This window comes from Spirosoma pomorum, assembly GCF_054776615.1.
In genome coordinates this window covers 1,222,579-1,246,585 of sequence record NZ_BAAHBP010000001.1, presented here as the reverse complement: position 1 = coordinate 1,246,585, position 24,007 = coordinate 1,222,579, and the positions used below count along the sequence as shown (strand labels likewise).

The window sequence follows — 24,007 nt, the reverse complement described above, 5'->3', positions numbered from 1 at the left end:
TAACTTTATAAAGCAAAGATACAGCAAGCAATAGAGTAAAGTAACTTTTGTACGATTTGTAGAATGATGCAGATTGACCAGAGGGTTCATGTGACCCTCAGAGAGCGTCTTAAAGAAATTTTCGGGTATAGTCAGTTCCGGGGTGACCAGGAAGCCATTATTCACAGCATTCTGGAAGGACGTAATACGTTCGTAATTATGCCCACGGGCGCCGGTAAATCACTCTGTTATCAATTGCCTGCAATCGTCAGCGAAGGAACTGCAATCGTGATTTCGCCCCTGATTGCCCTGATGAAAAACCAGGTTGATCAATTAAATGCGTTTGGTATAAACGCTCAGTTTCTGAATTCAACGCTTTCAAAAACCGAAATGAACAAGGTTAAGAAAGATACGTTGAACGGGACATTAAAGCTTTTATATATTGCTCCAGAGTCGCTGACGAAAGAAGAGAATTTGGATTTTTTAAAGAAAGCCAATATTTCATTCGTAGCGATTGACGAGGCTCACTGTATCTCTGAATGGGGGCACGACTTCCGTCCGGAGTATCGAAAGATTCGGGGCATTGTTGACAACATTGGGAATCTACCCGTCATTGCATTAACGGCTACAGCTACTCCTAAAGTGCAGCAGGATATTCAGAAGAACCTGCAGATGGAAGACGCCAACCTTTATAAAACTTCATTCAATCGGAAAAACCTTTACTACGAAATCAAGCCAAAAGCTGACGCAAAAAAGCAACTGATAAAGTACGTCAAGCTGAATAAAGGTAAATCGGGAATCATCTATTGTTTGAGCCGCAAAACGGTCGAGCAGATAGCCGAACTGCTTAACGTCAATGACGTAAAAGCGTTGCCCTATCATGCCGGGCTCGATCCCCAGACCCGCATGCATAATCAGGATGCGTTCCTGAACGAAGATGTAGATGTGGTCGTGGCAACCATTGCGTTTGGTATGGGAATCGATAAACCCGATGTCCGGTTTGTGATTCACTATGACGCACCGAAATCACTGGAAGGTTACTATCAGGAAACAGGGCGAGCTGGCCGCGACGGGCTAGAAGGTAACTGCGTCATGTTCTATAGTTACGACGACATCGTTAAGCTCGAGAAATTCAATAAGGATAAACCCGTTACGGAACGCGACAATGCCAAACACCTGCTCCATGAGATGGTGTCGTATTCAAACCTAGGCGTTTGCCGTCGTCGACAACTGCTTGGTTACTTTGGCGAATACCTGGATAAGGACTGTGGTTTCTGCGATAACTGCCTGAAACCAACCGAGAAATTCAAGGTGCAGCACGAAATCGTGCTGGCGCTGCAAACGGTGTTGCAGACTGACCAGCGATTCGATGTCCAACATCTGAGTGACGTACTGACGGCAACCAGCAATCAATACGTAACAAGTTACGAACACAATCGACTGGATGTTTTCGGCAAAGGCCGGGAATACAACGAAAGCTCGGATTTCTGGTGTTCGCTCATCAAACAGATTACAATTCACGGCTATCTCGAAAAAGACGTTGATAACTACGGCATTCTGAAGCTGACCCAGCGTGGGATGAACTACATTGAAGATCCCTACCCGGTCTCGCTGTCCAAAAATCATGATTACGACAGCGAACCTGTCGACCAGAAAGAGGACGACGACAAAGACTCGTCGCCATCTTCGGGTGGAGTGGCTTATGATGCAGAACTGCTTGCTCAGCTAAAAGCGCTGCGGAAAAAGATTGCTAAAGAAAAAAATCTGCCCCCCTATGTCATCTTCCAGGACCCATCTATGGAAGAAATGTCTACTACTTACCCGACCACGCGCGAAGAGATGGCGCAGATCAACGGGGTGGGCATGGGGAAAGTGCAGAAATTTGGCCGTCCGTTCATCGACCTGATTACGAAATACGTTGAGGATAACGAGATTGAAACGGCTAAAGACGTTGTCATAAAGTCAACCGTTAATAAGTCAAAGGTTAAAATCTTCATTATTCAGCAGATTGATCGCAAGGTTGACCTGGAGGAAATCGCCGAAACAAAATCGCTCTCGATTGAGGATTTGGTCGAAGAGATTGAGCATATCTGTTATTCAGGAACCCGCCTGAACCTGGATTACTATATCAACCAGATCATGGATGAAGATCGGCAGGACGAGATTTTTGACTACTTCATGCGTGCTGAAACGGATAATATTGCCGTTGCCATGCGCGAGTTTGGAGGAGATGATTTTACCGAGCAGGAGTTGCGGTTGATGCGTATCAAATTCCTATCGGAAGTAGCCAATTAAAACAGGGGAAACAGCGATAACAAACGGAGGGTACTCAGCAGTTGATGCACTAATCTCCTTTTCTTTTTGCGGTCTCTTCTCTTCTAAAATGAATATATTAATACTGGGTTCGGGTGGGCGTGAACACGCTTTTGCATGGAAACTGTCCCAAAGCCCTCTATGTAGTGCTTTATTTGTTGCTCCGGGTAATGCTGGAACCGCTCAAGTTGCAAAGAATCTACCGGTTAATTTTACTGATTTTCCAGCTGTAGCTGCGGCAGTTCGTGAGCATAAAATAGATTTGCTTATCGTGGGGCCGGAAGAACCACTGGTAAAAGGAATCGTCGATTTTTTACGTCAGCAACCTGATTTGGCTAACTTAGGAATTGTTGGCCCGGACGCTGAAGGAGCCCAACTGGAAGGAAGTAAGGATTTTTCCAAACAGTTTATGGTACGTCACGGAGTGCCAACAGCGTCCTCCAAAACGTTCACTGCCGAAACGCTGGCCGATGGATTAGCTTATCTGGAAGCACATTCATTGCCTGTCGTTATCAAGGCGGATGGGTTAGCCGCTGGTAAGGGAGTAATCATTGCTGAAACTACCGCTGAAGCTAAAGCTGCGCTGGAAGATATGCTGGGCGGACAGAAGTTCGGCGAAGCCGGAAGCAAAGTAGTGATCGAGCAGTTTCTACGCGGAATCGAGCTATCTGTGTTTGTGCTGACCGACGGCGAGAATTACAAAATTTTACCTGAAGCAAAGGACTACAAACGTATTGGCGAAGAAGACACGGGGCCTAATACGGGGGGCATGGGAGCTGTATCGCCAGTTGTATTCGCGAACAGTTCGTTCATGGCGAAAGTAGAAGAGAAGGTAGTAAAACCAACGCTGGCTGGTCTGAAACAGGAAGGAATCCAATATAAAGGCTTTATTTTTATCGGATTGATGAAGGTAAACGGCGAGCCATACGTTATTGAATATAATGCCCGAATGGGCGACCCGGAAACGGAGGTTGTTTTGCCGCGTATTCAAACCGACTTCGCGGAACTGATGATGGCAACGGCTAAGGGTGAACTGGATCAGGTGACAGTACAGGTATCTCCGCAAACTGCCGTAACGACCGTACTGGTTTCAGGAGGTTATCCTGACGCGTATGAAACGGGAAAGGCCATTTCAGAGTTAGAACGGTTGGAAGACGTAACCGCTTTCCACGCCGGAACGACACAAAAAAATGGTTACGTGTTAACCAGCGGTGGACGAGTGCTGGCCATAACTGCACAGGCGAATTCATTGGAAAACGCTATTCGGAAATCGCAGGAGGCAGCCCGGCTGGTGCAATTTGAAGGAAAGCAGTATCGACGTGATATTGGACTTGACCTGATCCGGTATTCGGATTAATGGTGAAGGGTCCAGGGCTTAGGGTCTGGGGCTTGGAGCCGTAACTACACAAATTATGTCATGTAAATCCTGCGCAACCGGTGGGTGTGGCACCCAACGCACGACAACTGACGGAACGACAACGACCGTTGCAGGATGTGGAAGTGGCGGATGTAGCACTGGAGGTTGCAATAAACTAAACTCGTTTGACTGGCTGAGCGATATATCGATGCCAGGTCAACATGCAATGGCGGTCGTCGAAGTTAAATTCAAGGGCGGCCGTAAAGAGTATTATCGAAACGTACATCAGCTGGATCTGACGACAGGCGATTACGTAGTTGTCGAGATGCAGTCCGGGTATCACATTGGCGCTGTATCTTTGCAAGGAGAGCTGGTTCGGATACAGCTTAAGAAAAAAGGCATCAAAGTGAATGACGATACGAAAGTCATTCACCGGCTAGCTACACCAAAAGATATGGAGCGGCATGAGCAGGCTGTCCTGCGGGATTTGCCCGCTCTGTACCGATCCCGAGAAATCGTACGGGAGCTGAAGCTAAACATGAAGCTGTCGGACGTAGAATTCCAGTCGGATAACACAAAAGCTACGTTCTACTATTCGTCTGAGGAGCGGGTTGATTTTCGAGAGTTGATCAAAATGCTCGCGAGCGAGTTCAAAGCCCGGATCGAAATGCGGCAAATCAGTCTGCGGCAGGAAGCGGGTCGATTGGGTGGAATCGGCTCTTGCGGCCGCGAACTTTGCTGTTCGACCTGGCTGACTGATTTCAAAAATATTGCTACGTCGGCTGCTCGCTATCAGAATTTATCGCTGAACCCGGCTAAACTATCGGGTCAATGTGGACGGCTAAAATGTTGTTTGAATTACGAACTTGATACGTACGTCGACGCACTGCGGGATATCCCGACGATTGACAAGCCGCTGGAGACTCAGAAAGGCCGTGCTTACTTGCAGAAAACCGACATATTCCGAAAGCTGATGTGGTTTGGATACGGTGCCGAGAGTACCTGGTATCCATTACCTATTGCTCGGGTACTGGAAATTGCGAACCTAAACAAACGGGGGGTTATTCCTGAGTCATTTGATGTACTCACTCCCGTTGGTGAGAAGCAACCTGTTACAGCAGCTACGCTAAACAGCGATTTGCAAAAACTGGACGCGAAATACGCTACCCGAACAGCGAAGAAGAAAAAGAAAAAGCCGAAGGGGACAGGTGCTCCACCGAGCAATACCACCAAGGCTTCGCCAAATAACAAATAGAAAAAGACCCGGACTTGATCAAGTTCGGGTCTTTTTCTATTTGGGGGCAACGCCCGATTTAGTGGTAATAATAAACACGCCATTTCGGGCATTCTTGCCGTACATATTCTGCGCTTTGCTACCCTCAAGTTGATAAGTGGATACGACGTCTTTCTGCCGCAGAGTGCGTAACTGGTTGGCTGTTGCAGACTTTCCGTCGATCACGTAGAGGGGGCTCCCTTGAACGGTGGCTCGTAACCAGCCGGGCACTGCTTTGCCAACGGCCGGGGATTGCGCCGGAAGTGAGCTAAACGTTGTGTCCAGCATTGTACCCGGAAGAATTATAGGTTTGACACCACGTGTTGGCACAATGTTCTTGTGAACGCGAGACTTACCGGGAACAATAGTATCCGCAACTGCAGATTGCCGAGGAATCACGGGAATTATAGCTACTTCGGCTAAAGCAGCAAAACCGAAAAAAAGCAAGGCTGGCAAAAGAGAAGCAAACAGGCGCATGGCGTAAGTTGAAAGCGTTGGTTTTCACAACTTAGACAGATAATCAGGGTGTTTGTTTAATCTGTCTTCCATATCTGCTGCAACATACACTATTTATCAAAAATCTCCGGGTATACCGTTCTCAATAAAGGAGTTGATATATAGTTGTAGGTAATCTCCTCACTGTTCCGTTTGGTGAGTAGAACCAGCCCATTCTTAGCCCGGGTGTTACCCAGCCGAACAACGGCTGCCTCACCTTTATAAACCACAAGTCGCTTCAGGTTTAAAACGTGAAAATTGGCTAGTTCATCCGGGTTGATCTCCCGACCATCCAGAAAGACCACAGCGTCCCTGGCTTCTGGATAGAGAGCAAGATGAAAATCTGGGGTCATCCGAACCAGTGTATTACGTTGACCAAAGTAGCTACTCTCCATGAAGTCGTTTCGGAAATAAACGCGGTAAACACCGAACTGAGCATTAGCATCGCGCGTAATACTGGCTAATTCCTGATCACGTAATAGTTGCTGACTTTCGGCTTTGGCCAACCCCTGTAATCGATCGGGAAATTTCTCATCGACAACACCAATCTGGCAATCGCCATCGAAGCAGTGAATACCAAGCGCTGTGATGGGAGCTTCACCCAGTGGTGAGCCGACGGTAGTCTCGCTTGATCGCTTCTGGTTGTCTGCCTGTAAGCCGACCGTGATTTGTCGGATACGGCCATCCGCCATGCAATGAAGCTTATCAAAGCTAAACTGTACGTTCCGCCTGTTTAGTTCTTGCTGGAGTGTGTCCAGGTGCGCTCGGGACGTTTGCGCCGTTATGATGCCGTACCAGCCCCGGTTTGTCTCCTGGCTATAACGAGACGTATCGCTGCGAGTGAACTGACAAGCTATGCCAACGAGTACAAAGACCGAAAGGATGAGTACGTAGCGGCCAGCTGTTAGCGAACGAGCGGGTGCCTGCTGGTTCATCATTTGAATGCGACGAGAAAGCGTAGAGCCATTAAAGCGATTGCTGAACGTATACATAGCTACTTACTGTCTTCGGTGTAAATTAACAAAGCGGAATTCACGCTCTTTTTCTGCGCAGCGTCATACGTAGTTACCTTTATCACACTATACAACTGATCGACAGTCAAAGCGGTAATATCGGTCAACGTGGCGGGTTGATTGTTGATGTACAGTGGAATCAGGAGGAATTCGTTGCTTACGTAGAGACGACCATCATCCTGCCGAATGAGACCACTAGCCTTAATGGATTTATTCTGAAAAAAGACTTTCCCGAATCTGGTTCGACCACTGTTCTGCGCAAATTTCTTTTCTCCTTCGTGAATCAAATAGTCGAGACGATGCTCGGCCACGAACTGAGCTACGGCCGATTCATCGTTGTCAGCAACTTGCCGCAGTTGCGCTGGAAAAGGTGCGCCGGTTCCTCTCTTCCAGAAATCGTCTTTATCAACAGATTTTAACTGCCCCGTACCGGATTCACCAGACCGAGCACCAATGCCTACGTAGCCCGATACAGTAGGGATTGGTTTAGTTTCATCATCGGTCTCGGTGATTTGTGTTGAACCACCCTATGAGCGAATAACGGTGAAGATAAGTCGATCAATATAGGTATACAGTGGATCGTACTTGACCTCATTGAGCTGCATCGTATTACCGTAGTGGGCTAGCTCCTGCTTAAGCAGCGCGAAATCGTCCAGAGTGGTCTTGGGTGTAATGATCCAATATAAATAATCCCCCTGCTTGACTAACAAACGGGATTTTAAGGGTACTTCCGGAGTGATCTCACTGGTTTTGCGAACAGAATCAGGGCTGGTCACTACGCCCGTGGTTGCTTCGTTCAAATTTTCCTCTGGCACAGATAACTCAGGGGTAATTGTTTGTGCGGGCGAAAAACTGATTACGCGCTTCATCGGCATAGACTTATGCGAGCTTTTTAGCGCAGAGTGCTTAGTAACTATCGGACGAGTGAACGCTACTGTCACAACAAATACAATAAGAACTGCAAAAGGATACTTAAGAACTGTTAACATTGACGAACGGGTGCGGGCGATCATAGCAATGCGTATTTTTAGTTGAGACTTGTTGAAGTGGTTGCTAATCGTAGATGGAGAATCGGCCATACTAACCCGAAGCAAACTATACTGGTACGCGCGGGCATCAACCCCCTCAGACAGTACAGCCTGATCCGCACTAAATTCCAGGACTTGATGCAGTAGATGCCGGAACAGATAGATGGCTGGGTTGAACCAGAGAAAACAGCAAAGTAGGGTAGCACCTACAGTGTCCAGACTATGTTTCGACCGAACGTGAAGACGTTCATGACGAAGAATCAACTCTAACTCGTCAGCGGTATATAACATTGGGTTGATGACTACCCAATTAAAAAAAGAAAAGGGAGATTGAACGGTAGGGGAGGATACAAGAATAAAATCATCGTAGGGTTCCTGGACAGATCGACGTATCAGCCGGAGCAACGAAAAAAGCTGAATGCCGAATCGAGTCAGCAAGCCTATCAGAACGAGTCCGTATAACCACAGACCGACTTCGGTCCAAGTCAAGTCAAAAGAAGCACCCGAGTCAGCCGGCGAATCTTTTTTCACTGACTTGCTAGTCAATTGTGGGAGAACGGACTGCCGTAGGTACTCTGGTTGGACAACCTGCGCAGTGTGCTGGATAGCGGTTCGCACTGGCCGTGGACTCCAGTCGGGTAATTCTAGCAAGGGTAATGTGAATGAAGCCAAAATGCCCAACCACAGAATTAGCCGATTGACCGCAAAGAATGTTTCTTGACGGAGTAGCAGGTAGTAAGCCGCGCTCACGACCAGCAGTAGCCCATTGGCAAGCAATACATAGCGCAGGGTATCCATAGCTTTATTTTCCTTTCTCGATCATGGCCAGGATTTCCCTCAATTCGTCGGCGGAGATTTTTTCGTTCTTAGCAAAATAGCTGACCAGATCTTTGTACGAATTATCGAAGTAGTCGCCCACTACTTTCGTCAGGACAAAGCTATTTTGATAGTCCTCCTTGGTGACTAGGGCAAAATACTCGTGCGTGTTGCCGTAAGCCCGGTGACTGATGTACCCTTTTTCTTCCAGATTACGAACAATGGTCGAAACCGTATTATAATGCAATGGCGGGCTCACGAAATGTGGAACCATATCCTTGACGTAACAGGGCTCCATCTTCCAGAGAACCTGCATGACCTCTTCTTCTTTCGCGGTTAACTTTTCCATGAAGCAAACGTAAAACTATTTTTCTAGTTTCAAAACTAGTTGTGTAGTTTTTTATTGTTTGAAAAGCCAAAGTGCTCATCGTAGTTTTGGCAATTGATTCGTTTAGAATGTATGAAAAGATTAGGACTGGTACTGTTGGTCGTATCCATAGCGGCATTTAGCTGTAACACCAATGCTGTTTATAAAGAATACACCGATATCGACGAAGGGAAATGGTCAGTCAAAGAAGCTCCCTCGTTTACGTTCGAGATCAAAGACACGACCATCGCTTACAATATTTATTACAATCTGAGAAATTCGCTTTCCTACGATTACTACAACCTGTATCTAACTCGGTATCTACGCGACGAAAGTGGCAAAGAATTAGAGTCGCGGCTGGATGAACTGATCCTGATGGATCCGAAAACGGGAAAACCCACCGGCGAAGGCATTGGCGATTTGTTCGATCACAAGTTCCTGATGAAACGTAATTATCGGTTCCCCCGATCAGGAAAGTACACCATGCAACTCAAACAGTACATGCGACAGGATCCACTACTTCATATCGAAAGCGTCGGTATTACCGTAGAGAAAGCAACTCCCGCCAATTAAATCAGTAGTCGTTTGCAACCATTAATCAATTTACTGCAAAAGAACCGGCTGTTCTTTTTGTTATACGCCCTAGTGCTGGTCGTGGTTGGTCTGCTCCAGCTGAACTTCACTCAGGAGCAATTGATGCAAGTAGTGAATGTGCGAAACAGTGAGATCGCCGATGTTTTTTTTACCTATGTCACCTACATGGGTGATGGCGCTTTTTTTATCGTCATCTGTCTAATTTTACTAGCTGTCAATCAACGGGTGGGCGTAATGGCGCTGGCTAGTTTTGCGCTTTCATCTCTCACCTCGCTCTTCCTAAAATCTATAGTGTTTCCGAATTCACTGCGGCCGCTTAAGTTTTTTGAGCACTCTGCCTTTGAGTACCACATAATAAAAGGACTGGACATTTACAGCTACAACAGCTTCCCCTCAGGGCACACAACCACCGCATTTGCTGTCTTTAGTCTGCTGTCTTTTCTGGATCAGCGAAAAGGCCGGGCGTGGCTGTTTGTTTTCCTGGGCGTGCTGACGGGTTACTCTCGTGTTTACCTGTTTCAGCATTTCGTTGAGGATACTTACGTTGGTTCAATAGTCGGTACCGTATCGTCGGTAATCGTGTATCTGGCGTTGAAGAAATGGACGTTTGAGAAAACAAGCCAGCCAATTCCATAAAAAAGGCGGCCTGACTCAAGTCAGGCCGCCTGTAAAAAGGTGTCAATCGATTTTTTAGCGCAGTCGATCAGAATCGCGGACTAGCTTCTCATCCCGACGAATAAAACGATTCGCTAACGTATTAAGAACCAGCGCAGCGATAACGGCGTAAAAGCCAACTTCGAAATCCCCCTGGCTACTAGTGCTGCCGTATGACTTTCCTAAGTAGAGCGTCCGGTAGAGGATGACTCCCATAATGCCCGTTAACATTAGTGCATTAACCGCGCAAAGGCCGGTTTGGGCCAATCGGTTACGGTACTGAAAAACAGCTACCAGAGATACCAAGGCAACCAGCCCCATTAGAAGGCCCAGGTACCAAACGGACGTAACGTAGGTAGCTGGGGCGGTACGGCCGTCTACGGCCTGAACCTGGCTATATTGTAGAGCAGTCAGTTGTGCAATTTCTGGCGCCTGTGTACCTGCCTTTTCCCAGATTGGTGTTGACAGCGCGATGCCCATGGCTACAGCGATAAGAAACAAAAATATTGTCTGAACGCGTTGAATCATTGGTAATATACTTGTTTTTAGAAAGGCAAAAATAGCCTAAAATCCGATAGAGAATGAAAGCTTCACTGCGTATCATCACGACTGAAGATGGCTCCAGCACGGTAATAAATGAAACGCTGGACAAATCCTATCATTCCATCTATGGCGCACAGCAGGAATCTCAGCGGGTGTACATCGAATTGGGGCTGCTGACTGCGCTAGACAAATTCCCCGATACGGATTTATACGTGTTCGAAATGGGCTTTGGGACAGGGCTCAATGCCTTAATGACTTTACTGGAAGCCGAAAAGCGAGAGCGACTAATTCATTACGTTGCCGTCGAGACCCAACCGCTATTGCTAGACCAGGCCCGCCAGTTGAACTACAATGTATTGTTTGAAACTGATTATCTGGAGAAACTACACGATGCTCCCTGGAACAAGCCAACTGAAATCAGCCCTTTTCTAACGTTAACTAAGTGGGAGGGGAGGCTACAGGATTTTGAGACAGACCAGCGTTTTCACTTGGTCTATTATGATGCCTTCGCACCCGTATCACAACCTGAGTTGTGGGAAGAGGCCATTTTTCAGCAGATGGCTGATTTATTAAAGTCGGGAGGGCTGTTAACAACCTACTGTTCGCGCAGTTACGTGCAACGCAACATGAAAGCGGCTGGCCTGATTGTTGAGAAACATCCGGGGCCACACCATAAGCGTGAAGTCCTGCGAGCTGTAAAACCGACGTGACGCATAAAACGCTGTTGGTGAGCAAATTTTATGCAGCAACGCTACGTTATCCTCAAAACAAAAATTTCATGAGACCTCTGCTTCTTCTTTTTGCTGAATTACTCATCGCTACACTCGGCGCTCTTCGGACTACCCCACCTGACGACCCGACAAACGCCCCCAAGAAAGAGACCAAGCATGAAGTCAAGCACATCAATTGGTTGACTATCGAGGAGGCTTATAAGCTGACGCAGAAAAAGCCTAAAAAATTTGTCATCGACGTTTATACCGATTGGTGCGGCTGGTGTAAAGTCATGGATCGACAGACCTTTTCAAAACCCGCGATCATTGACTATGTCAACGAAAATTTTTACGCCGTCCGTCTGAATGCTGAACAAACGGCACCAATAACCCTGGGGCAACATACCTTCAAATACGTCGGAAGTGGTGGTCGTGGCGTACACGAGTTAGCAGCAGCCTTGATGAAAAATCAGATGAGCTACCCAACGACGGTGTTCATGGATGAGAAATTTAATCTTATTCAACCCGTACCCGGCTACATGGAGCCACGAATGTTCCACCAGATCATTACGTACTTCGGCGGTAATAACCATCAGAAGGAGCCCTTCGACCAGTTCAAAACGGGAACTTACGCTAAAGCGTACCAGACCTCATTGGCGGTCGGGAAGTAAGTTAACTTTTGGAATAAGGAGGGCATCATTTGATACTTATCTCGTATTTTTGTTATCCTTTTTTATTCCTATTAACTGATTACATGAATCAACGCTTAATGATTGTCTCGGCAATGTCATTTGCCGTTGGTCTGGCTACCGCCGGTCCGAACAAACCAACTCCTCCAGGTCCAGCCCGGACACTGCCCGCTGTTAAAACATTGGCTCCGCGCAAGTTTATCGATCCACAGAACATGGATATGTCGGTGAAGCCAGGTGATAATTTTTACCAGTACGCGAACGGAAACTGGCTGAAAAAGAACGCGGTTCCAGCCTCAAAAACATCTTGGGGGAGCTTCAACGAATTGCGGGACAAGAGTCTTGATGCGATGAAGACGCTGCTCGAAGACGCAACAAAGTCAACCACCAAAGGGCGGTTGTACCAAATGGTTGGTGATTTCTACGCGAGCGGTATGGATAGTGTAACGCTCGAGAAACAGGGTTTTGATCCTATTAAACCCGAACTGGCCCGAATCGACAAAGTCAACAACAAAACGGCTTTCCTGGATGAACTGGCTTATCAGCGCACGCAGGGAAACGGAATGCTGTTTAGTTTTTACGTAGGTCAGGATCGCAAAAACGTCAACAAATACCTGCCGCAGTTTGGTCAGGGCGGCACGTCGCTTCCAGACCGGGACTACTACCTGAAAAACGATGCTCGTAGCCAGAAAGTCCGCGATGCGTACCGGGACAACGTAACGAAAATGTTTACGCTGATTGGTGAGGAGCCGACGCAGGCATCTCAGGATGCGGATGTTATAGTCCGTCTTGAAACAGCGCTGGCTAAAGCGCAGATGGCACGCGTTGAAATGCGTGATCCGTACAAAACGTACAACAAACTGACCGTAGCCCAACTCAGCCAGAAAACCCCAGGTATTAACTGGGCCGATCAACTGGTCAAATATGGCGTGAAAGGTCAGGATACGGTACTGGTGCAGAGTCCATCCTTTTACGTCGCCGTTGATAGCTTGATCACGGCTACGCCTGTTGAAGATCTACGCACGTACATGCGCTGGAACATCGTAAAAGGAGCTGCACCTTATTTGAGTGATGCATTCGTTAAGCAGAATTTTGCTTTCTCCCGCGTTTTGAGCGGGCAGAAGGAGCAAACGCCCCGTTGGCAGCGTGTTAGTGGGCTGATTGATGGAACACTGGGTGATCTGCTGGGTCAGCTTTACGTTCAGCGCTACTTCAAACCCGAAGCCAAGCAACGCATGTTGACACTGGTAGATAATCTGGAAGCGTCCTACAAAGAACACATCAAGAATCTGGATTGGATGAGCGACGAAACCAAAAAGCGGGCTTTGAATAAGCTGACGTCGTTCAAACGGAAAATTGGCTATCCTGACAAATGGAAAGCTTACGAAGGGGTTAACATTAGCCGGAATGATCTTTACGGAAACGTAAAGTCGGTCAGCAAATGGTCGTACAACTACATGATTAATCGACTTGGTAAACCCGTCGATAAAACAGAGTGGGGAATGACGCCACCAACGGTTAACGCTTACTACAGTCCGGTCAACAACGAGATCGCGTTTCCTGCTGCTATTCTACAATTTCCATTCTTCGATTTCGAAGCGGATGACGCGATCAACTATGGTGGAATAGGCGCGGTTATAGGTCACGAAATGACCCACGGTTTCGATGATTCAGGTCGTCAGTACGATGCTGACGGTACACTCCGTGATTGGTGGTCGAAAGACGACGCCGACAACTTCAAAAAACGGGCTGATCAGGTTAAAGAGCAGTTCTTCGGCTTTAAAGTGCTTGACTCAATCAAAGTAAATGGGCAGTTGACACTCGGCGAAAACCTGGCTGACTTAGGCGGGCTGGCAATTGCTTACGATGCCTTCAAAAAGACGGCGCAGGGTAAATCGAAAACGAAAATTGATGGCTTTACGCCCGATCAACGTTTCTTCCTGTCGTGGGCACAGGTATGGCGTATCAACGTATTACCCGAGACCCAGGCCCAACTGATTCTGACCGATCCACACGCACCAGGTATGTACCGCTGTAATGGACCTGTGTCGAATATTGATGCCTGGTATCAAGCCTTCAACATTCAGCCGGGCGACAAAATGTATAAGTCGAAAGACGAACGTATCAGAGTCTGGTAAACCAGCTCGAACAAGCAAAAAGCCGCGCTCCTATCCAGGAGCGCGGCTTTTTGCTTGTTCAAAGAATTATCGATTGTGAGAAATGCATAGTTTGCATCTTTGATAAGCGACCGAATCCTAATAACTGCCTCTCCCATGCGATCAATCTATCTGCTAGCCGCTCTTACACTACTGCAACTGGCCTGCCAGACAAAGCCTAAAAAAGAAGACGCTACTAAAACAGAAACAGCGCAGGTTGACAGTGCTAGCGCATTGGCAAAACGACCCACGGCTGAGTCTCCTCGTTCAGCAGCTGATCGACTAGTACGCGCGCTCTACTTCGAGCACAGCAAAGAAGACAATCCCTTTCGGGAGAAAAATCGATCGCTGATTGAGGACTATTTTAGTCAATCAACTGCTGAATTGATCTGGAAGAACGGAGACAAACTTAAACCATCGAAGAATAATCCGCTGTACAATGCTCCTGATGCGAGTGTAAAAAAGATGTGGGTAGAACCCGCAGCTGTTGGAGGAAGCCGGGCTATTGTTTACGTAACGTTTGAAAACAATGGTAAGCCTGAAGAGATAAAGGTTGATTTACAGCAGCAGAAAGGGCGCTGGTACATAACAGACATGCTGTATCCAGATGGTAAACAACTAACTCAATTGATTAGGTAAGAGGGAGTTGAGCAACGCTAAACGTATACATTCGAGAAATCCCAAAATTATTTTTGAACAACCTGTTGACAACAATTCAAAATCGTGTAATTTTGCAACTCCAAACCCGGAAGAGGGGATGGGCAAAGTTCTTTAACAGTTTATTTGGGGAGTTTCCAGAGTGGCCAAATGGATCAGACTGTAAATCTGCTGGCGTACGCCTTCGGAGGTTCGAATCCTCCACTCCCCACCAAAAAATTGTTCGTTTCTTTTAGGGCGAACAATTTTTTTGCGGAAGTAGCTCAATTGGTAGAGCGATAGCCTTCCAAGCTATAGGTTGCGGGTTCGAGACCCGTCTTCCGCTCAATTGATAGAGCGATAGCCTTACAGGCTGTAGATTGTGACTGAGGTAATATATCACTTCGGTAGTCGTCTTCCGCTCTGGTTCTAGTACAATCAGCCGTTATAGCTCAGCGGTAGAGCACTTCCTTGGTAAGGAAGAGGTCCGGGGTTCAAGTCCCCGTAACGGCTCAAGACTTCTTCGTGAAGTCTTTTTGAGTTTTAAGCCAAAAGGCATCAAACCTCGTAGGGGATGATCTCAACATGGCTTAACTGACGTTCAGCGAGTTCATCTAAAACAAAAACAGTTCACAATAGCGTTTTAAAAACATGGCAAAAGAGAATTTTGACCGCTCGAAACCGCACGTAAACATCGGTACGATTGGTCACGTTGACCACGGTAAAACGACGCTGACGGCTGCCATTACGAAAGTGCTGGCCGAAAAGGGTCTGGCCGCAATTCGGGACTTCTCCTCGATTGACAACGCTCCTGAAGAAAAAGAGCGTGGTATCACCATCAATACATCGCACGTTGAGTACGCGACAGCTAACCGTCACTACGCTCACGTTGACTGCCCAGGCCACGCTGACTATGTGAAAAACATGGTGACGGGTGCTGCGCAAATGGACGGTGCTATCCTTGTAGTTGCTGCTACGGATGGCCCAATGCCACAAACTCGTGAGCACATCCTGCTGGCCCGCCAGGTAGGTGTACCCCAGCTGGTGGTGTTCATGAACAAAGTGGATATGGTTGACGATCCAGAGCTGCTCGAACTCGTTGAGATGGAAATCCGCGAGCTGTTAAGCTTCTATAACTTCGACGGTGACAACATTCCTGTAATTCAAGGTTCAGCCCTGGGTGGTCTGAACGGCGATGCTCAGTGGGTTAAAACCATCGAAGAGCTGATGGACAACGTTGATAGCTTCATCCCACTGCCTCCACGTCAGACGGATCTTCCGTTCTTGATGCCGGTAGAGGACGTATTCTCGATCACAGGTCGTGGTACGGTTGCAACGGGTCGTATCGAACGGGGTGTTATCAACTCGGGCGAACCAGTTGAGATCCTGGGTATGGGTGCTGAGAACCTGAAATCAGTTGTAACGGGTGTTGAAATGTTCCGAAAAATTCTGGACCGTGGAGAAGCCGGTGACAACGTAGGTCTGCTGCTCCGTGGTATTGAGAAAACCGATATCCGTCGTGGTATGGTTATCTGCAAACCAGGTTCGGTAACCCCACACATGAAGTTCAAAGCTGAGGTTTATGTACTGTCGAAAGAAGAAGGTGGTCGTCACACCCCATTCTTTAACAAGTACCGTCCGCAGTTCTACTTCCGTACCACCGACGTAACGGGCGAGATTTCGCTGCCAGCTAACGTTGAGATGGTAATGCCAGGTGATAACATCACTATCGAAGTAAATTTGATCAACAAGATCGCTATGGAAAAAGGTCTTCGTTTCGCTATCCGCGAAGGTGGCCGTACCGTAGGTGCTGGTCAGGTAACGGAGATTCTTGACTAAGTAAATAATTGAAAAACAAGTGCATTTCTAACGAGGTGCACTTGTTTTTTTTGATATTATTTCGGAGTTTTGCAGTCCGTTACAGAAGCACGCTGTAGTGGACTTTTCTAGATATACTGATTCAGTAATCTATACGGGTGTAGTTCAAGGGTAGAATAGCGGTCTCCAAAACCGTTGATGGGAGTTCGAATCTCTCCACCCGTGCCAATCCTTTACATACAATGGATAAGTTTATCTCGTTTCTGAAGTACTCCTGGGAGGAAGTTCAGCATAACGTGACTTGGCCAAAATTCAGCGATCTGCAGTCCAGTTCAACGCTGGTACTCGTAGCTTCGCTCATTTTTGCGCTATTGGTCGGTGTTATCGATTTAGTGTTTGAGAACGCATTGAATGTGTTCTACACGTCGTTCTAAGCACGGCTTATCTGGGCGACTACAGAGACTGTAGTTGAAACAGGTAGACTACCAAAACTCGAAAGCATGAGCGGCATACAATGGTACGTCATTCGGGCAGTTTCTGGTCAGGAGAAGAAAATCAAATCTTACCTTGACAATGAGATTATCCGTCAGAATCTGGACGATGTTATTCCGCAGGTTCTAATACCAGCGGAAAAGGTGTATGAAATGCGTAACGGTAAAAAGCGCGTTCGGGAAAAATCATTCTTTCCTGGCTACATCCTGATTTCGGCTGACCTTGGTAACAACCGGGCGCTCGACATGATTCTGAATATGCCCGGTGTTCTTGGTTTTCTTGGAAACTCACAGGTAGGAACAACGTCCAAGATTCCCGTACCGCTTCGGCAAGCTGAAGTAAACCGGATTCTGGGGAAAGTAGATGAAGAAGCACAGGAAGTAGCGGCTCCAACGGTTGCTTACGTAAAAGGCGAGTCGATCAAAGTTGTTGACGGCCCATTCAGCGGGTTCATTGGTACTGTAGAAGAAGTTTTTGACGACCGGAAGAAACTGAACGTCGTCGTAAAAATATTTGGCCGGAGTACTCCGGTAGAACTCAGTTACGCACAAGTAGAGAAGGAAGCCTAGTTGATTCAACTGGATTTCCGAGACGCGGCATCTTTTGCTTCCCTCTGAAGATGACCCGTCAGCAAGAGTTGATTTGGTGCGAGAGTAGTGCGGGCTGGTTATGTGACTAACTGGCTAGAAACTCAAGCACCAGCGGGGCCGCCCGTGCGGTCGTAACTAATATTACCACAATGGCAAAAGAAGTAGGTGGCTATGTAAAGCTGCAAGTCAAAGGTGGACAGGCTAATCCGTCTCCGCCAATTGGTCCTGCGCTGGGTTCCAAGGGTTTGAACATCATGGAATTCTGCAAGCAGTTCAATGGACGGACGCAGGATAAGGTTGGTACGGTGTTGCCAGTTTTAATTACGTATTACAAGGACAAGTCCTTTGATTTCGTCATTAAAACTCCTCCTGCACCAATCCTTCTGTTGGAAGCGGCCAAACTGAAAGGTGGTTCTGCTCAGCCGAACCGCAATAAAGTTGGGTCGGTTACGTGGGACCAGATCCGGACAATTGCTGAAACCAAAATGCCTGATTTAAATGCATTTACGGTTGAATCGGCAATGCGTCAGGTTGCAGGTACCGCTCGCAGCATGGGGATTACGGTGACGGGTGCATCACCCTTCGAAAACTAATAGACTTGCCTAGGCAAATACACAAATGGCTAAGTTAACGAAAAAACAAAAAGAAGCATTAACGAAGTACGATGCTACGAAAGAATACTCGCTGGAACAAGCAGCTGATATTCTGAAGCAGATTTCGTATACTAAGTTCGATGCTTCGGTGGATATTGACGTCCGGTTAGGCGTTGACCCGCGTAAAGCCGACCAGATGGTTCGTGGCGTTGCTACGTTGCCGCATGGTACGGGTAAAACGGTTCGCGTTCTGGTGCTTTGCACACCGGATAAGGAGAACGAAGCGAAAGAAGCAGGTGCTGACTTCGTAGGGCTGGACGATTACATTCAGAAGATCGAACAAGGCTGGACGGACGTTGACGTGATTATCACGATGCCGAACGTAATGGCTAAAGTTGGTCGTTTGGGTAAAGTTCTGGGTCCTCGTGGGCTGATGCCGAACCCAAAATCGGGTACGGTTACGCCTGACGTAGCAAAAGCTGTTCGTGAGGTGAAGGCTGGTAAAATCGACTTCAAAGTTGATAAAACTGGTATCATTCACACCAGTATTGGTAAAGTATCGTTCACGCCAGAAAAACTGGCTGAAAACGCACAGGAAGTGATCGCTACGTTAATGCGCCTGAAGCCTTCTTCGGCTAAAGGTACGTACGTAAGAACGATCAACCTGTCGAGCACGATGAGTCCGGGAGTAACGATTGATAAAGGCACAGTAGCCGGTATTTAAGCCATGAAGCGCGAGGACAAAGGAGCAATTATTGCGGAACTGACTGAAAAGTTTCAGACGGTCCCCTTCTTCTACATCACGGAAGCCAATGGCATGACGGTTGCTGAAACCAACAATCTACGTCGGATGGCTTTTGAGCGGGGCATCGAGTACAAAGTGGTGAAAAACACATTCATCAAAAAAGCACTCGAAACCCTGGATACGGATTACACTCCGTTCAACGATACGGTACTGCATGGTCAGTCTGCGGTGATGTTTCACCCAGAGAATGGCAAAGCACCGGCTCAATTAATCAAAGAGTTTCGTAAAACCAGTGATAAACTGCAATTAAAGGGAGCGTCGATTGACTATAGCATCTTCGTTGGTGCTGATCAACTTGATACCCTGATTGCGCTGAAAAGCAAACAAGAGCTTATCGGCGAAATCATCGGTCTCTTACAATCGCCTGCCAAAAACGTTATCTCTGGTCTTCAGAGCGGTGGTAACAAACTGGCTGGTATTCTCAAAACGCTGTCGGAGCGGGAAGAGCAAGCTTAATTTTCCGACAATCAATTTTCTATCATCGTATCACAATCAAATTAAAATACTAAAATGGCAGATTTGAAAGCGTTCGCCGAGCAGCTTGTAAGCCTGACAGTTAAAGAAGTTAACGAACTGGCTACTATCCTGAAGGATGAGTATGGTATTGAGCCGGCTGCTGCCGCTCCAGTAATGGTAGCTGGTGGTGGTGCTGGTGCCGATGCTCCGGCTGCTGCTGCTGAAAAAACGTCTTTCGACGTTATTCTGAAAGCTCCTGGTGCTGGTAAACTGGCAGTTGTAAAACTGGTTAAAGATCTGACGGGCCTGGGTCTGAAAGAAGCTAAAGAACTGGTTGACAGCGCACCGAAACCAGTGAAAGAAGGCGTTGCTAAAGATGAAGCAGAAGCTCTGCGGAAACAACTCGAAGAAGCTGGCGCTGAAGTAGAAGTTAGGTAAGCAGCCGCTTTATTGGGATATGCTCCAAACAGGGGAGGCCAGACCAACGTCTGGTCTTTTCCTGTTTGGAGACTTTTTTGTCTATGCCCTTGCAAAAGACAAACTTATTCGTATTGCCTTACGTTGTCTATTCACGCTCCCTGGGTTGGGTCACATCCCGGGCCTGGATGACCGCTTAGTTCGAGTCGCATTGTGAAAGAATATAATGCACTCATAGAGAATCGGTTACGCAACTAAACAGAGTACAATCTTGGCTACAAACGCGAAAATCAGTACGCGCAAAAATTTTGCGACGATTCAGCCAGTGATTGGATATCCCGATTTCCTGGATATTCAAGTAAAATCATTCAAAGACTTTTTCCAGCTCGATACACCCTCGAACCAGCGTTCGGAGGAAGGGCTGTTTAAAGTATTTCAGGAAAACTTCCCAATCTCTGACTCCCGTGAGAATTTCAAGCTGGAGTTCATTGATTATTCTGTTGATCCTCCAAAATACTCGGTTGACGAGTCGATTGATCGAGGATTGACCTATTCTGTTCCACTAAAAGCCAAACTGCGTCTTTCGAACAACGATCCTGATAACGAGGATTTCGAAACGATCGAGCAGGAGGTTTTTCTTGGTAACATTCCGTACATGACGGAAAAAGGTTCGTTCGTCATTAACGGAGCAGAGCGGGTTATTGTTTCTCAATTACACCGCTCGCCTGGTGTGTTTTTCTCGATGAGTAAACACACTAATGGTACAAAGTTATACTCTGCCCGGATTATTCCATTCAAAGGTTCCTGGATTGAGTTCTCGACTGACGTTAATAACGTCATGTATGCATACATTGACCGGAAAAAGAAATTCCCGGTCACAACATTGTTACGGGCCATCGGCTTCGGATCAGATAAGGATATTCTAGATCTGTTTGGTCTGTCGGAAGAGGTACCTGCAACACCAGCTAACCTGAAAAAAGCAATCGGTCGTCGTCTGGCTGCCCGGGTGTTAAAAACCTGGACGGAAGACTTCGTTGACGAGGATACAGGCGAAGTTGTATCGATTAGCCGAAACGAAGTCCTGCTGGAGCGGGATTCGGCGATCTCGGTTGACGATATTGAAACGATTACAGAGTCAGGCCAAAAATCGGTCATCCTGCATAAGGAAGATATGAACATGGCTGATTACAACATCATCTACAATACACTGCAGAAAGATAGCTCAAACTCGGAAAAAGAGGCTGTTGAGCAAATCTACCGGCAGTTACGTAACGCTGATGCGCCGGATGAACAAACCGCTCGTGAAATTATTCAGAGCCTGTTCTTCTCGGATAAGCGGTACGATTTGGGTGATGTAGGTCGTTATCGGATCAACAAAAAACTTGGTCTAGATATATCGTCAGATATGAAGGTATTGACCACGGAAGATATCGTATCGATCGTGAAATACCTGATCGGCCTGATCAACTCGAAAGCTGTTGTCGATGATATTGACCACCTGAGCAACCGGCGTGTCCGGACAGTAGGTGAGCAGTTGTACGCTCAGTTTGGTGTTGGTCTTGCCCGGATGGCGCGGACGATCAAAGAACGGATGAACGTTCGGGATAACGAAGATTTTAAACCTGTTGACCTGATTAACGCCCGTACGCTGTCGTCGGTGATCAACTCGTTCTTTGGAACGAACCAGCTGTCGCAGTTCATGGACCAAACCAACCCATTGGCCGAAGTGACGCACAAGCGTCGTATGTCAGCACTGGGACCTGGTGGTCTGTCACGCGAACGGGCTGGTTTTGAGGTTCGTGACGTACACTATACGCACTACGGTCGTCTGTGTACCATCGAAACACCGGAAGGACCAAACATCGGTCTGATCTCTTCGCTTTGCGTGTACGCAAAGATTAATAGCATGGGCTTCATCGAAACTCCGTACCGAATCATTGAAAACGGTAAGGTATCGATGGACAAGCCGGTGATGTATCTGACGGCAGAAGAAGAAGATACCCACTACATCGCTCAGGCAAACGCCGACATCGATAACAAAGGTAACTTCCAGGTTGATCGTCTGAAAGCTCGTTTTGAGGGTGACTTCCCGATTGCTGAGCCACAGAACGTAACGTTCATGGACATCGCGCCAAACCAGATCGTATCGGTTGCCGCTTCCATGATTCCGTTCCTAGAGCATGACGATGCTAACCGGGCCCTGATGGGATCGAACATGCAGCGCCAAGCCGTGCCACTGTTGCGCCCAGAAGCTCCGATCGTTGGTACGGGACTGGAAGGCCGCGTGGCTGTTGATTCACGGACGCTAGTTATTGCCGAAGCTGACGGTATGATCGAATTTGTTGATTCGACCAAAATTGTAGTTCGCTACAATCTGGACGACGATCAAATGGCCGTTACGTTCGATGAAGATCGAAAAACGTACAACCTGATCAAGTTCCGCCGGACGAACCAAGATACCTGTATCAACCTAAAACCAACCGTGCTGAAAGGCCAGAAGGTGAAAAAAGGTGATGTGCTTTGCGAAGGTTATGCGACGCAGGCAGGTGAACTGGCATTGGGCCGGAACATGAAAGTGGCCTTCATGCCATGGCAGGGTTACAACTTCGAGGATGCTATCGTGATTTCGGAACGCGTTGTGCGGGAAGATATTTTCACGTCGATTCACATTGAAGAGTTTGAACTGGAAGTTCGTGATACGAAGCGGGGAGAAGAGGAACTGACCTCTGAGATTCCAAACGTAAGCGAAGAAACGGTTCGTAACCTGGATGAGAATGGTATCGTTCGGGTTGGTACCGAAGTGAAAGAAGGTGATATCCTGATCGGTAAAATCACACCGAAAGGAGAAAGCGATCCAACGCCTGAAGAAAAACTGCTGCGTGCCATCTTTGGTGATAAAGCAGGTGACGTGAAAGATGCCTCGAAAAAGGCACCACCGTCCCTCAAAGGTGTTGTTATCGATACCAAGCTATTTGCTCGTCCGGCCAAAGAAGACCGGGGTAAGCATAAGGAAGAAGTTAAAGTGCTGATGAAAAAATACGGCCGTGAGTTGAATGACTTCCGGGCTCGTATGATCGACAAAATGGTGACACTGCTTGATGGCCAAACCAGCCAGGGAGTAAAACACAAGTTTGGTGATGAAATCGTTAGCAAAGGCGTCAAGTTCAACCGGAAAAACATCACGGATAACCTGTTTCCTGACCGGAACCCGTACCGGGATGAAAGTGGCTATGCCGTACCGGAAGAAGCTAATCTGCTGGTTGATCTGGACCTGAGTAACTGGACCGAGGACGATAAAATGAACCAGATGATTGTATCGCTGGTGAAAAACTATAACAATCGTCGGAGCGAAATTACGGGCCGGTTCAAGCGCGAGCGGTTTACCCTCGAAGTGGGTGATGAACTGCCAGCAGGTATCGTGAAACTGGCTAAAGTTTACATCGCTAAGAAGCGTAAGCTGAAAGTGGGTGATAAAATGGCTGGTCGTCACGGTAACAAAGGGGTTGTTGCCCGGATCGTTCGTGACGAAGACATGCCGTTCCTGGAAGATGGAACGAAAGTGGATATCGTACTGAACCCACTTGGCGTACCATCCCGGATGAACCTGGGTCAGATCTATGAAACCGTATTAGCATGGGCTGGTCAGAAACTGGATCGCAAGTATGCTACGCCGATCTTCGACGGAGCTACCGAACAACAGGTTGCTGACGAACTGGACGCAGCTGGTCTGCCATCCTTCGGCCGCACGTACCTATACAATGGTCTGACGGGTGAGCGTTTTGATCAGAAGGTAACAGTGGGTATCATCTACATGCTGAAACTGGGTCACCTGGTTGATGACAAGATGCACGCCCGTTCGATCGGACCATACTCGCTTATTACGCAACAGCCGCTGGGTGGTAAAGCCCAGTTCGGTGGTCAGCGCTTCGGTGAGATGGAGGTTTGGGCACTGGAAGCCTTCGGTGCGTCGAACATCCTTCAAGAAATCCTGACCGTTAAATCGGATGACGTAGTTGGCCGTGCGAAAGCTTACGAAGCAATCGTAAAAGGCGAAAACCTGCCAAAACCGAACATTCCGGAGTCATTCAACGTACTTGTCCACGAGTTACGTGGTCTGGCACTTGAAATTACATTAGAGTAAGGAGCATAGAGGAAAGGGAGACCAAAGAAGGGATGATCAAAGTCTGCTTCTCTGGTCTCCCGCTCCTCCTTC

Annotated in this window: 23 protein-coding genes and 4 tRNA genes; 21 read left to right on the top strand and 6 right to left on the bottom strand. The window is 47.5% G+C overall.

Annotated features, from left to right (window positions below):
• Positions 1-63 precede the first annotated feature (63 nt).
• The 3 genes from recQ to ACYVAD_RS05160 all read left to right on the top strand — a co-directional run bounded on the left by recQ (position 64) and on the right by ACYVAD_RS05160 (position 4,904).
• On the top strand, positions 64-2,274 hold the full coding sequence (gene recQ, locus ACYVAD_RS05170) for a DNA helicase RecQ (protein WP_461138385.1): 2,211 nt from the start codon (positions 64-66) through the stop codon (positions 2,272-2,274).
• Between the two features lie 88 nt (positions 2,275-2,362).
• Positions 2,363-3,649, top strand: a complete 1,287-nt coding sequence (gene purD, locus ACYVAD_RS05165; protein WP_461138384.1) for a phosphoribosylamine--glycine ligase — start codon at positions 2,363-2,365, stop codon at positions 3,647-3,649.
• A 55-nt stretch (positions 3,650-3,704) separates the two neighbouring features.
• A complete protein-coding gene (locus ACYVAD_RS05160; RefSeq protein ID WP_461138383.1) occupies positions 3,705-4,904 on the top strand; it encodes a PSP1 domain-containing protein in 1,200 nt (399 codons plus the stop codon).
• A gap of 36 nt (positions 4,905-4,940) precedes the next feature.
• Here the strand turns inward: ACYVAD_RS05160 and ACYVAD_RS05155 are convergent, their stop codons facing one another.
• The 5 genes from ACYVAD_RS05155 to ACYVAD_RS05135 all read right to left on the bottom strand — a co-directional run bounded on the left by ACYVAD_RS05155 (position 4,941) and on the right by ACYVAD_RS05135 (position 8,623).
• Positions 4,941-5,210 carry a hypothetical protein gene (locus tag ACYVAD_RS05155; protein WP_461138382.1) on the bottom strand — a complete coding sequence of 90 codons (270 nt, stop codon included), beginning with the start codon at positions 5,208-5,210 and terminating at the stop codon, positions 4,941-4,943.
• Between the two features lie 278 nt (positions 5,211-5,488).
• The gene (locus ACYVAD_RS05150; RefSeq protein ID WP_461138381.1) at positions 5,489-6,409 is read right to left on the bottom strand and encodes a hypothetical protein; all 921 of its coding nucleotides are present in this window, start codon (positions 6,407-6,409) and stop codon (positions 5,489-5,491) included.
• Positions 6,410-6,411: 2 nt separating this feature from the next.
• A complete protein-coding gene (locus ACYVAD_RS05145; protein WP_461138380.1) occupies positions 6,412-6,741 on the bottom strand; it encodes a hypothetical protein in 330 nt (109 codons plus the stop codon).
• A 216-nt stretch (positions 6,742-6,957) separates the two neighbouring features.
• Positions 6,958-8,256, bottom strand: coding sequence for a M56 family metallopeptidase (locus ACYVAD_RS05140; RefSeq protein WP_461138379.1), 1,299 nt, complete (start codon positions 8,254-8,256; stop codon positions 6,958-6,960).
• A gap of 4 nt (positions 8,257-8,260) precedes the next feature.
• Positions 8,261-8,623 (bottom strand): BlaI/MecI/CopY family transcriptional regulator, encoded by a 363-nt coding sequence (locus ACYVAD_RS05135; protein WP_461138378.1) that lies wholly within the window; start codon positions 8,621-8,623, stop codon positions 8,261-8,263.
• A gap of 111 nt (positions 8,624-8,734) precedes the next feature.
• On the opposite strand from ACYVAD_RS05135, the gene ACYVAD_RS05130 reads away from it, so the two are divergent.
• Both ACYVAD_RS05130 and ACYVAD_RS05125 read left to right on the top strand, forming a co-directional pair.
• A complete protein-coding gene (locus tag ACYVAD_RS05130; RefSeq protein ID WP_461138377.1) occupies positions 8,735-9,214 on the top strand; it encodes a gliding motility lipoprotein GldH in 480 nt (159 codons plus the stop codon).
• A gap of 12 nt (positions 9,215-9,226) precedes the next feature.
• Complete coding sequence (locus ACYVAD_RS05125) at positions 9,227-9,871, top strand: phosphatase PAP2 family protein (RefSeq protein ID WP_461138376.1); 645 nt, start codon at positions 9,227-9,229, stop codon at positions 9,869-9,871.
• Positions 9,872-9,925: 54 nt separating this feature from the next.
• Here ACYVAD_RS05125 and ACYVAD_RS05120 read toward each other — a convergent pair whose 3' ends face one another.
• Positions 9,926-10,417, bottom strand: coding sequence for a DUF4293 domain-containing protein (locus ACYVAD_RS05120; protein WP_461138375.1), 492 nt, complete (start codon positions 10,415-10,417; stop codon positions 9,926-9,928).
• Between the two features lie 53 nt (positions 10,418-10,470).
• Here ACYVAD_RS05120 and mnmC2 point away from each other — a divergent pair, with 53 nt between their 5' ends.
• The 16 genes from mnmC2 (at position 10,471) to rpoB (ending at position 23,935) form a co-directional block, all read left to right on the top strand.
• On the top strand, positions 10,471-11,142 hold the full coding sequence (gene mnmC2 / locus ACYVAD_RS05115) for a tRNA (5-methylaminomethyl-2-thiouridine)(34)-methyltransferase MnmC2 (protein WP_461138374.1): 672 nt from the start codon (positions 10,471-10,473) through the stop codon (positions 11,140-11,142).
• A gap of 68 nt (positions 11,143-11,210) precedes the next feature.
• Positions 11,211-11,813, top strand: a complete 603-nt coding sequence (locus tag ACYVAD_RS05110) for a thioredoxin family protein (RefSeq protein ID WP_461138373.1) — start codon at positions 11,211-11,213, stop codon at positions 11,811-11,813.
• Positions 11,814-11,896: 83 nt separating this feature from the next.
• Positions 11,897-13,969, top strand: coding sequence for a M13 family metallopeptidase (locus tag ACYVAD_RS05105; protein ID WP_461138372.1), 2,073 nt, complete (start codon positions 11,897-11,899; stop codon positions 13,967-13,969).
• A 135-nt stretch (positions 13,970-14,104) separates the two neighbouring features.
• On the top strand, positions 14,105-14,626 hold the full coding sequence (locus ACYVAD_RS05100; RefSeq protein ID WP_461138371.1) for a hypothetical protein: 522 nt from the start codon (positions 14,105-14,107) through the stop codon (positions 14,624-14,626).
• Between the two features lie 146 nt (positions 14,627-14,772).
• Positions 14,773-14,858, top strand: a tRNA-Tyr gene (locus ACYVAD_RS05095).
• A gap of 38 nt (positions 14,859-14,896) precedes the next feature.
• Positions 14,897-14,969: transfer RNA gene (locus ACYVAD_RS05090), tRNA-Gly, on the top strand.
• Positions 14,970-15,064: 95 nt separating this feature from the next.
• A tRNA-Thr gene (locus tag ACYVAD_RS05085) sits at positions 15,065-15,136 on the top strand.
• Positions 15,137-15,274: 138 nt separating this feature from the next.
• On the top strand, positions 15,275-16,462 hold the full coding sequence (gene tuf / locus ACYVAD_RS05080; RefSeq protein ID WP_461138370.1) for an elongation factor Tu: 1,188 nt from the start codon (positions 15,275-15,277) through the stop codon (positions 16,460-16,462).
• A 133-nt stretch (positions 16,463-16,595) separates the two neighbouring features.
• Positions 16,596-16,669: transfer RNA gene (locus tag ACYVAD_RS05075), tRNA-Trp, on the top strand.
• A gap of 14 nt (positions 16,670-16,683) precedes the next feature.
• Positions 16,684-16,875: a preprotein translocase subunit SecE gene (secE, locus tag ACYVAD_RS05070; protein WP_461138369.1), complete on the top strand. Its 192-nt coding sequence runs from the start codon at positions 16,684-16,686 to the stop codon at positions 16,873-16,875.
• 66 nt (positions 16,876-16,941) lie between these two features.
• The gene (gene nusG, locus ACYVAD_RS05065; protein ID WP_461138368.1) at positions 16,942-17,502 is read left to right on the top strand and encodes a transcription termination/antitermination protein NusG; all 561 of its coding nucleotides are present in this window, start codon (positions 16,942-16,944) and stop codon (positions 17,500-17,502) included.
• A 170-nt stretch (positions 17,503-17,672) separates the two neighbouring features.
• The gene (rplK, locus tag ACYVAD_RS05060; protein ID WP_176565509.1) at positions 17,673-18,116 is read left to right on the top strand and encodes a 50S ribosomal protein L11; all 444 of its coding nucleotides are present in this window, start codon (positions 17,673-17,675) and stop codon (positions 18,114-18,116) included.
• Between the two features lie 25 nt (positions 18,117-18,141).
• Positions 18,142-18,840: a 50S ribosomal protein L1 gene (rplA, locus tag ACYVAD_RS05055; protein ID WP_461138367.1), complete on the top strand. Its 699-nt coding sequence runs from the start codon at positions 18,142-18,144 to the stop codon at positions 18,838-18,840.
• Between the two features lie 3 nt (positions 18,841-18,843).
• Positions 18,844-19,377: a 50S ribosomal protein L10 gene (gene rplJ / locus ACYVAD_RS05050; protein ID WP_461138366.1), complete on the top strand. Its 534-nt coding sequence runs from the start codon at positions 18,844-18,846 to the stop codon at positions 19,375-19,377.
• Positions 19,378-19,431: 54 nt separating this feature from the next.
• A complete protein-coding gene (gene rplL, locus ACYVAD_RS05045; RefSeq protein WP_461138365.1) occupies positions 19,432-19,815 on the top strand; it encodes a 50S ribosomal protein L7/L12 in 384 nt (127 codons plus the stop codon).
• A 250-nt stretch (positions 19,816-20,065) separates the two neighbouring features.
• Positions 20,066-23,935 carry a DNA-directed RNA polymerase subunit beta gene (gene rpoB, locus ACYVAD_RS05040; RefSeq protein ID WP_461138364.1) on the top strand — a complete coding sequence of 1,290 codons (3,870 nt, stop codon included), beginning with the start codon at positions 20,066-20,068 and terminating at the stop codon, positions 23,933-23,935.
• The last annotated feature ends 72 nt before the right edge of the window (positions 23,936-24,007 follow it).

Bases quoted from the DNA above. Each gene is read 5' to 3' on its own strand.
- recQ (WP_461138385.1), top strand. From the start codon at position 64: ATGATGCAGATTGACCAGAGGGTTCATGTGACCCTCAGAGAGCGTCTT.
- purD (WP_461138384.1), top strand. From the start codon at position 2,363: ATGAATATATTAATACTGGGTTCGGGTGGGCGTGAACACGCTTTTGCA.
- ACYVAD_RS05160 (WP_461138383.1), top strand. From the start codon at position 3,705: ATGTCATGTAAATCCTGCGCAACCGGTGGGTGTGGCACCCAACGCACG.
- ACYVAD_RS05155 (WP_461138382.1), bottom strand. From the start codon at position 5,210: ATGCTGGACACAACGTTTAGCTCACTTCCGGCGCAATCCCCGGCCGTT.
- ACYVAD_RS05150 (WP_461138381.1), bottom strand. From the start codon at position 6,409: ATGTATACGTTCAGCAATCGCTTTAATGGCTCTACGCTTTCTCGTCGC.
- ACYVAD_RS05140 (WP_461138379.1), bottom strand. From the start codon at position 8,256: ATGGATACCCTGCGCTATGTATTGCTTGCCAATGGGCTACTGCTGGTC.
- ACYVAD_RS05135 (WP_461138378.1), bottom strand. From the start codon at position 8,623: ATGGAAAAGTTAACCGCGAAAGAAGAAGAGGTCATGCAGGTTCTCTGG.
- ACYVAD_RS05130 (WP_461138377.1), top strand. From the start codon at position 8,735: ATGAAAAGATTAGGACTGGTACTGTTGGTCGTATCCATAGCGGCATTT.
- ACYVAD_RS05120 (WP_461138375.1), bottom strand. From the start codon at position 10,417: ATGATTCAACGCGTTCAGACAATATTTTTGTTTCTTATCGCTGTAGCC.
- mnmC2 (WP_461138374.1), top strand. From the start codon at position 10,471: ATGAAAGCTTCACTGCGTATCATCACGACTGAAGATGGCTCCAGCACG.
- ACYVAD_RS05110 (WP_461138373.1), top strand. From the start codon at position 11,211: ATGAGACCTCTGCTTCTTCTTTTTGCTGAATTACTCATCGCTACACTC.
- ACYVAD_RS05105 (WP_461138372.1), top strand. From the start codon at position 11,897: ATGAATCAACGCTTAATGATTGTCTCGGCAATGTCATTTGCCGTTGGT.
- ACYVAD_RS05100 (WP_461138371.1), top strand. From the start codon at position 14,105: ATGCGATCAATCTATCTGCTAGCCGCTCTTACACTACTGCAACTGGCC.
- tuf (WP_461138370.1), top strand. From the start codon at position 15,275: ATGGCAAAAGAGAATTTTGACCGCTCGAAACCGCACGTAAACATCGGT.
- secE (WP_461138369.1), top strand. From the start codon at position 16,684: ATGGATAAGTTTATCTCGTTTCTGAAGTACTCCTGGGAGGAAGTTCAG.
- nusG (WP_461138368.1), top strand. From the start codon at position 16,942: ATGAGCGGCATACAATGGTACGTCATTCGGGCAGTTTCTGGTCAGGAG.
- rplK (WP_176565509.1), top strand. From the start codon at position 17,673: ATGGCAAAAGAAGTAGGTGGCTATGTAAAGCTGCAAGTCAAAGGTGGA.
- rplA (WP_461138367.1), top strand. From the start codon at position 18,142: ATGGCTAAGTTAACGAAAAAACAAAAAGAAGCATTAACGAAGTACGAT.
- rplJ (WP_461138366.1), top strand. From the start codon at position 18,844: ATGAAGCGCGAGGACAAAGGAGCAATTATTGCGGAACTGACTGAAAAG.
- rplL (WP_461138365.1), top strand. From the start codon at position 19,432: ATGGCAGATTTGAAAGCGTTCGCCGAGCAGCTTGTAAGCCTGACAGTT.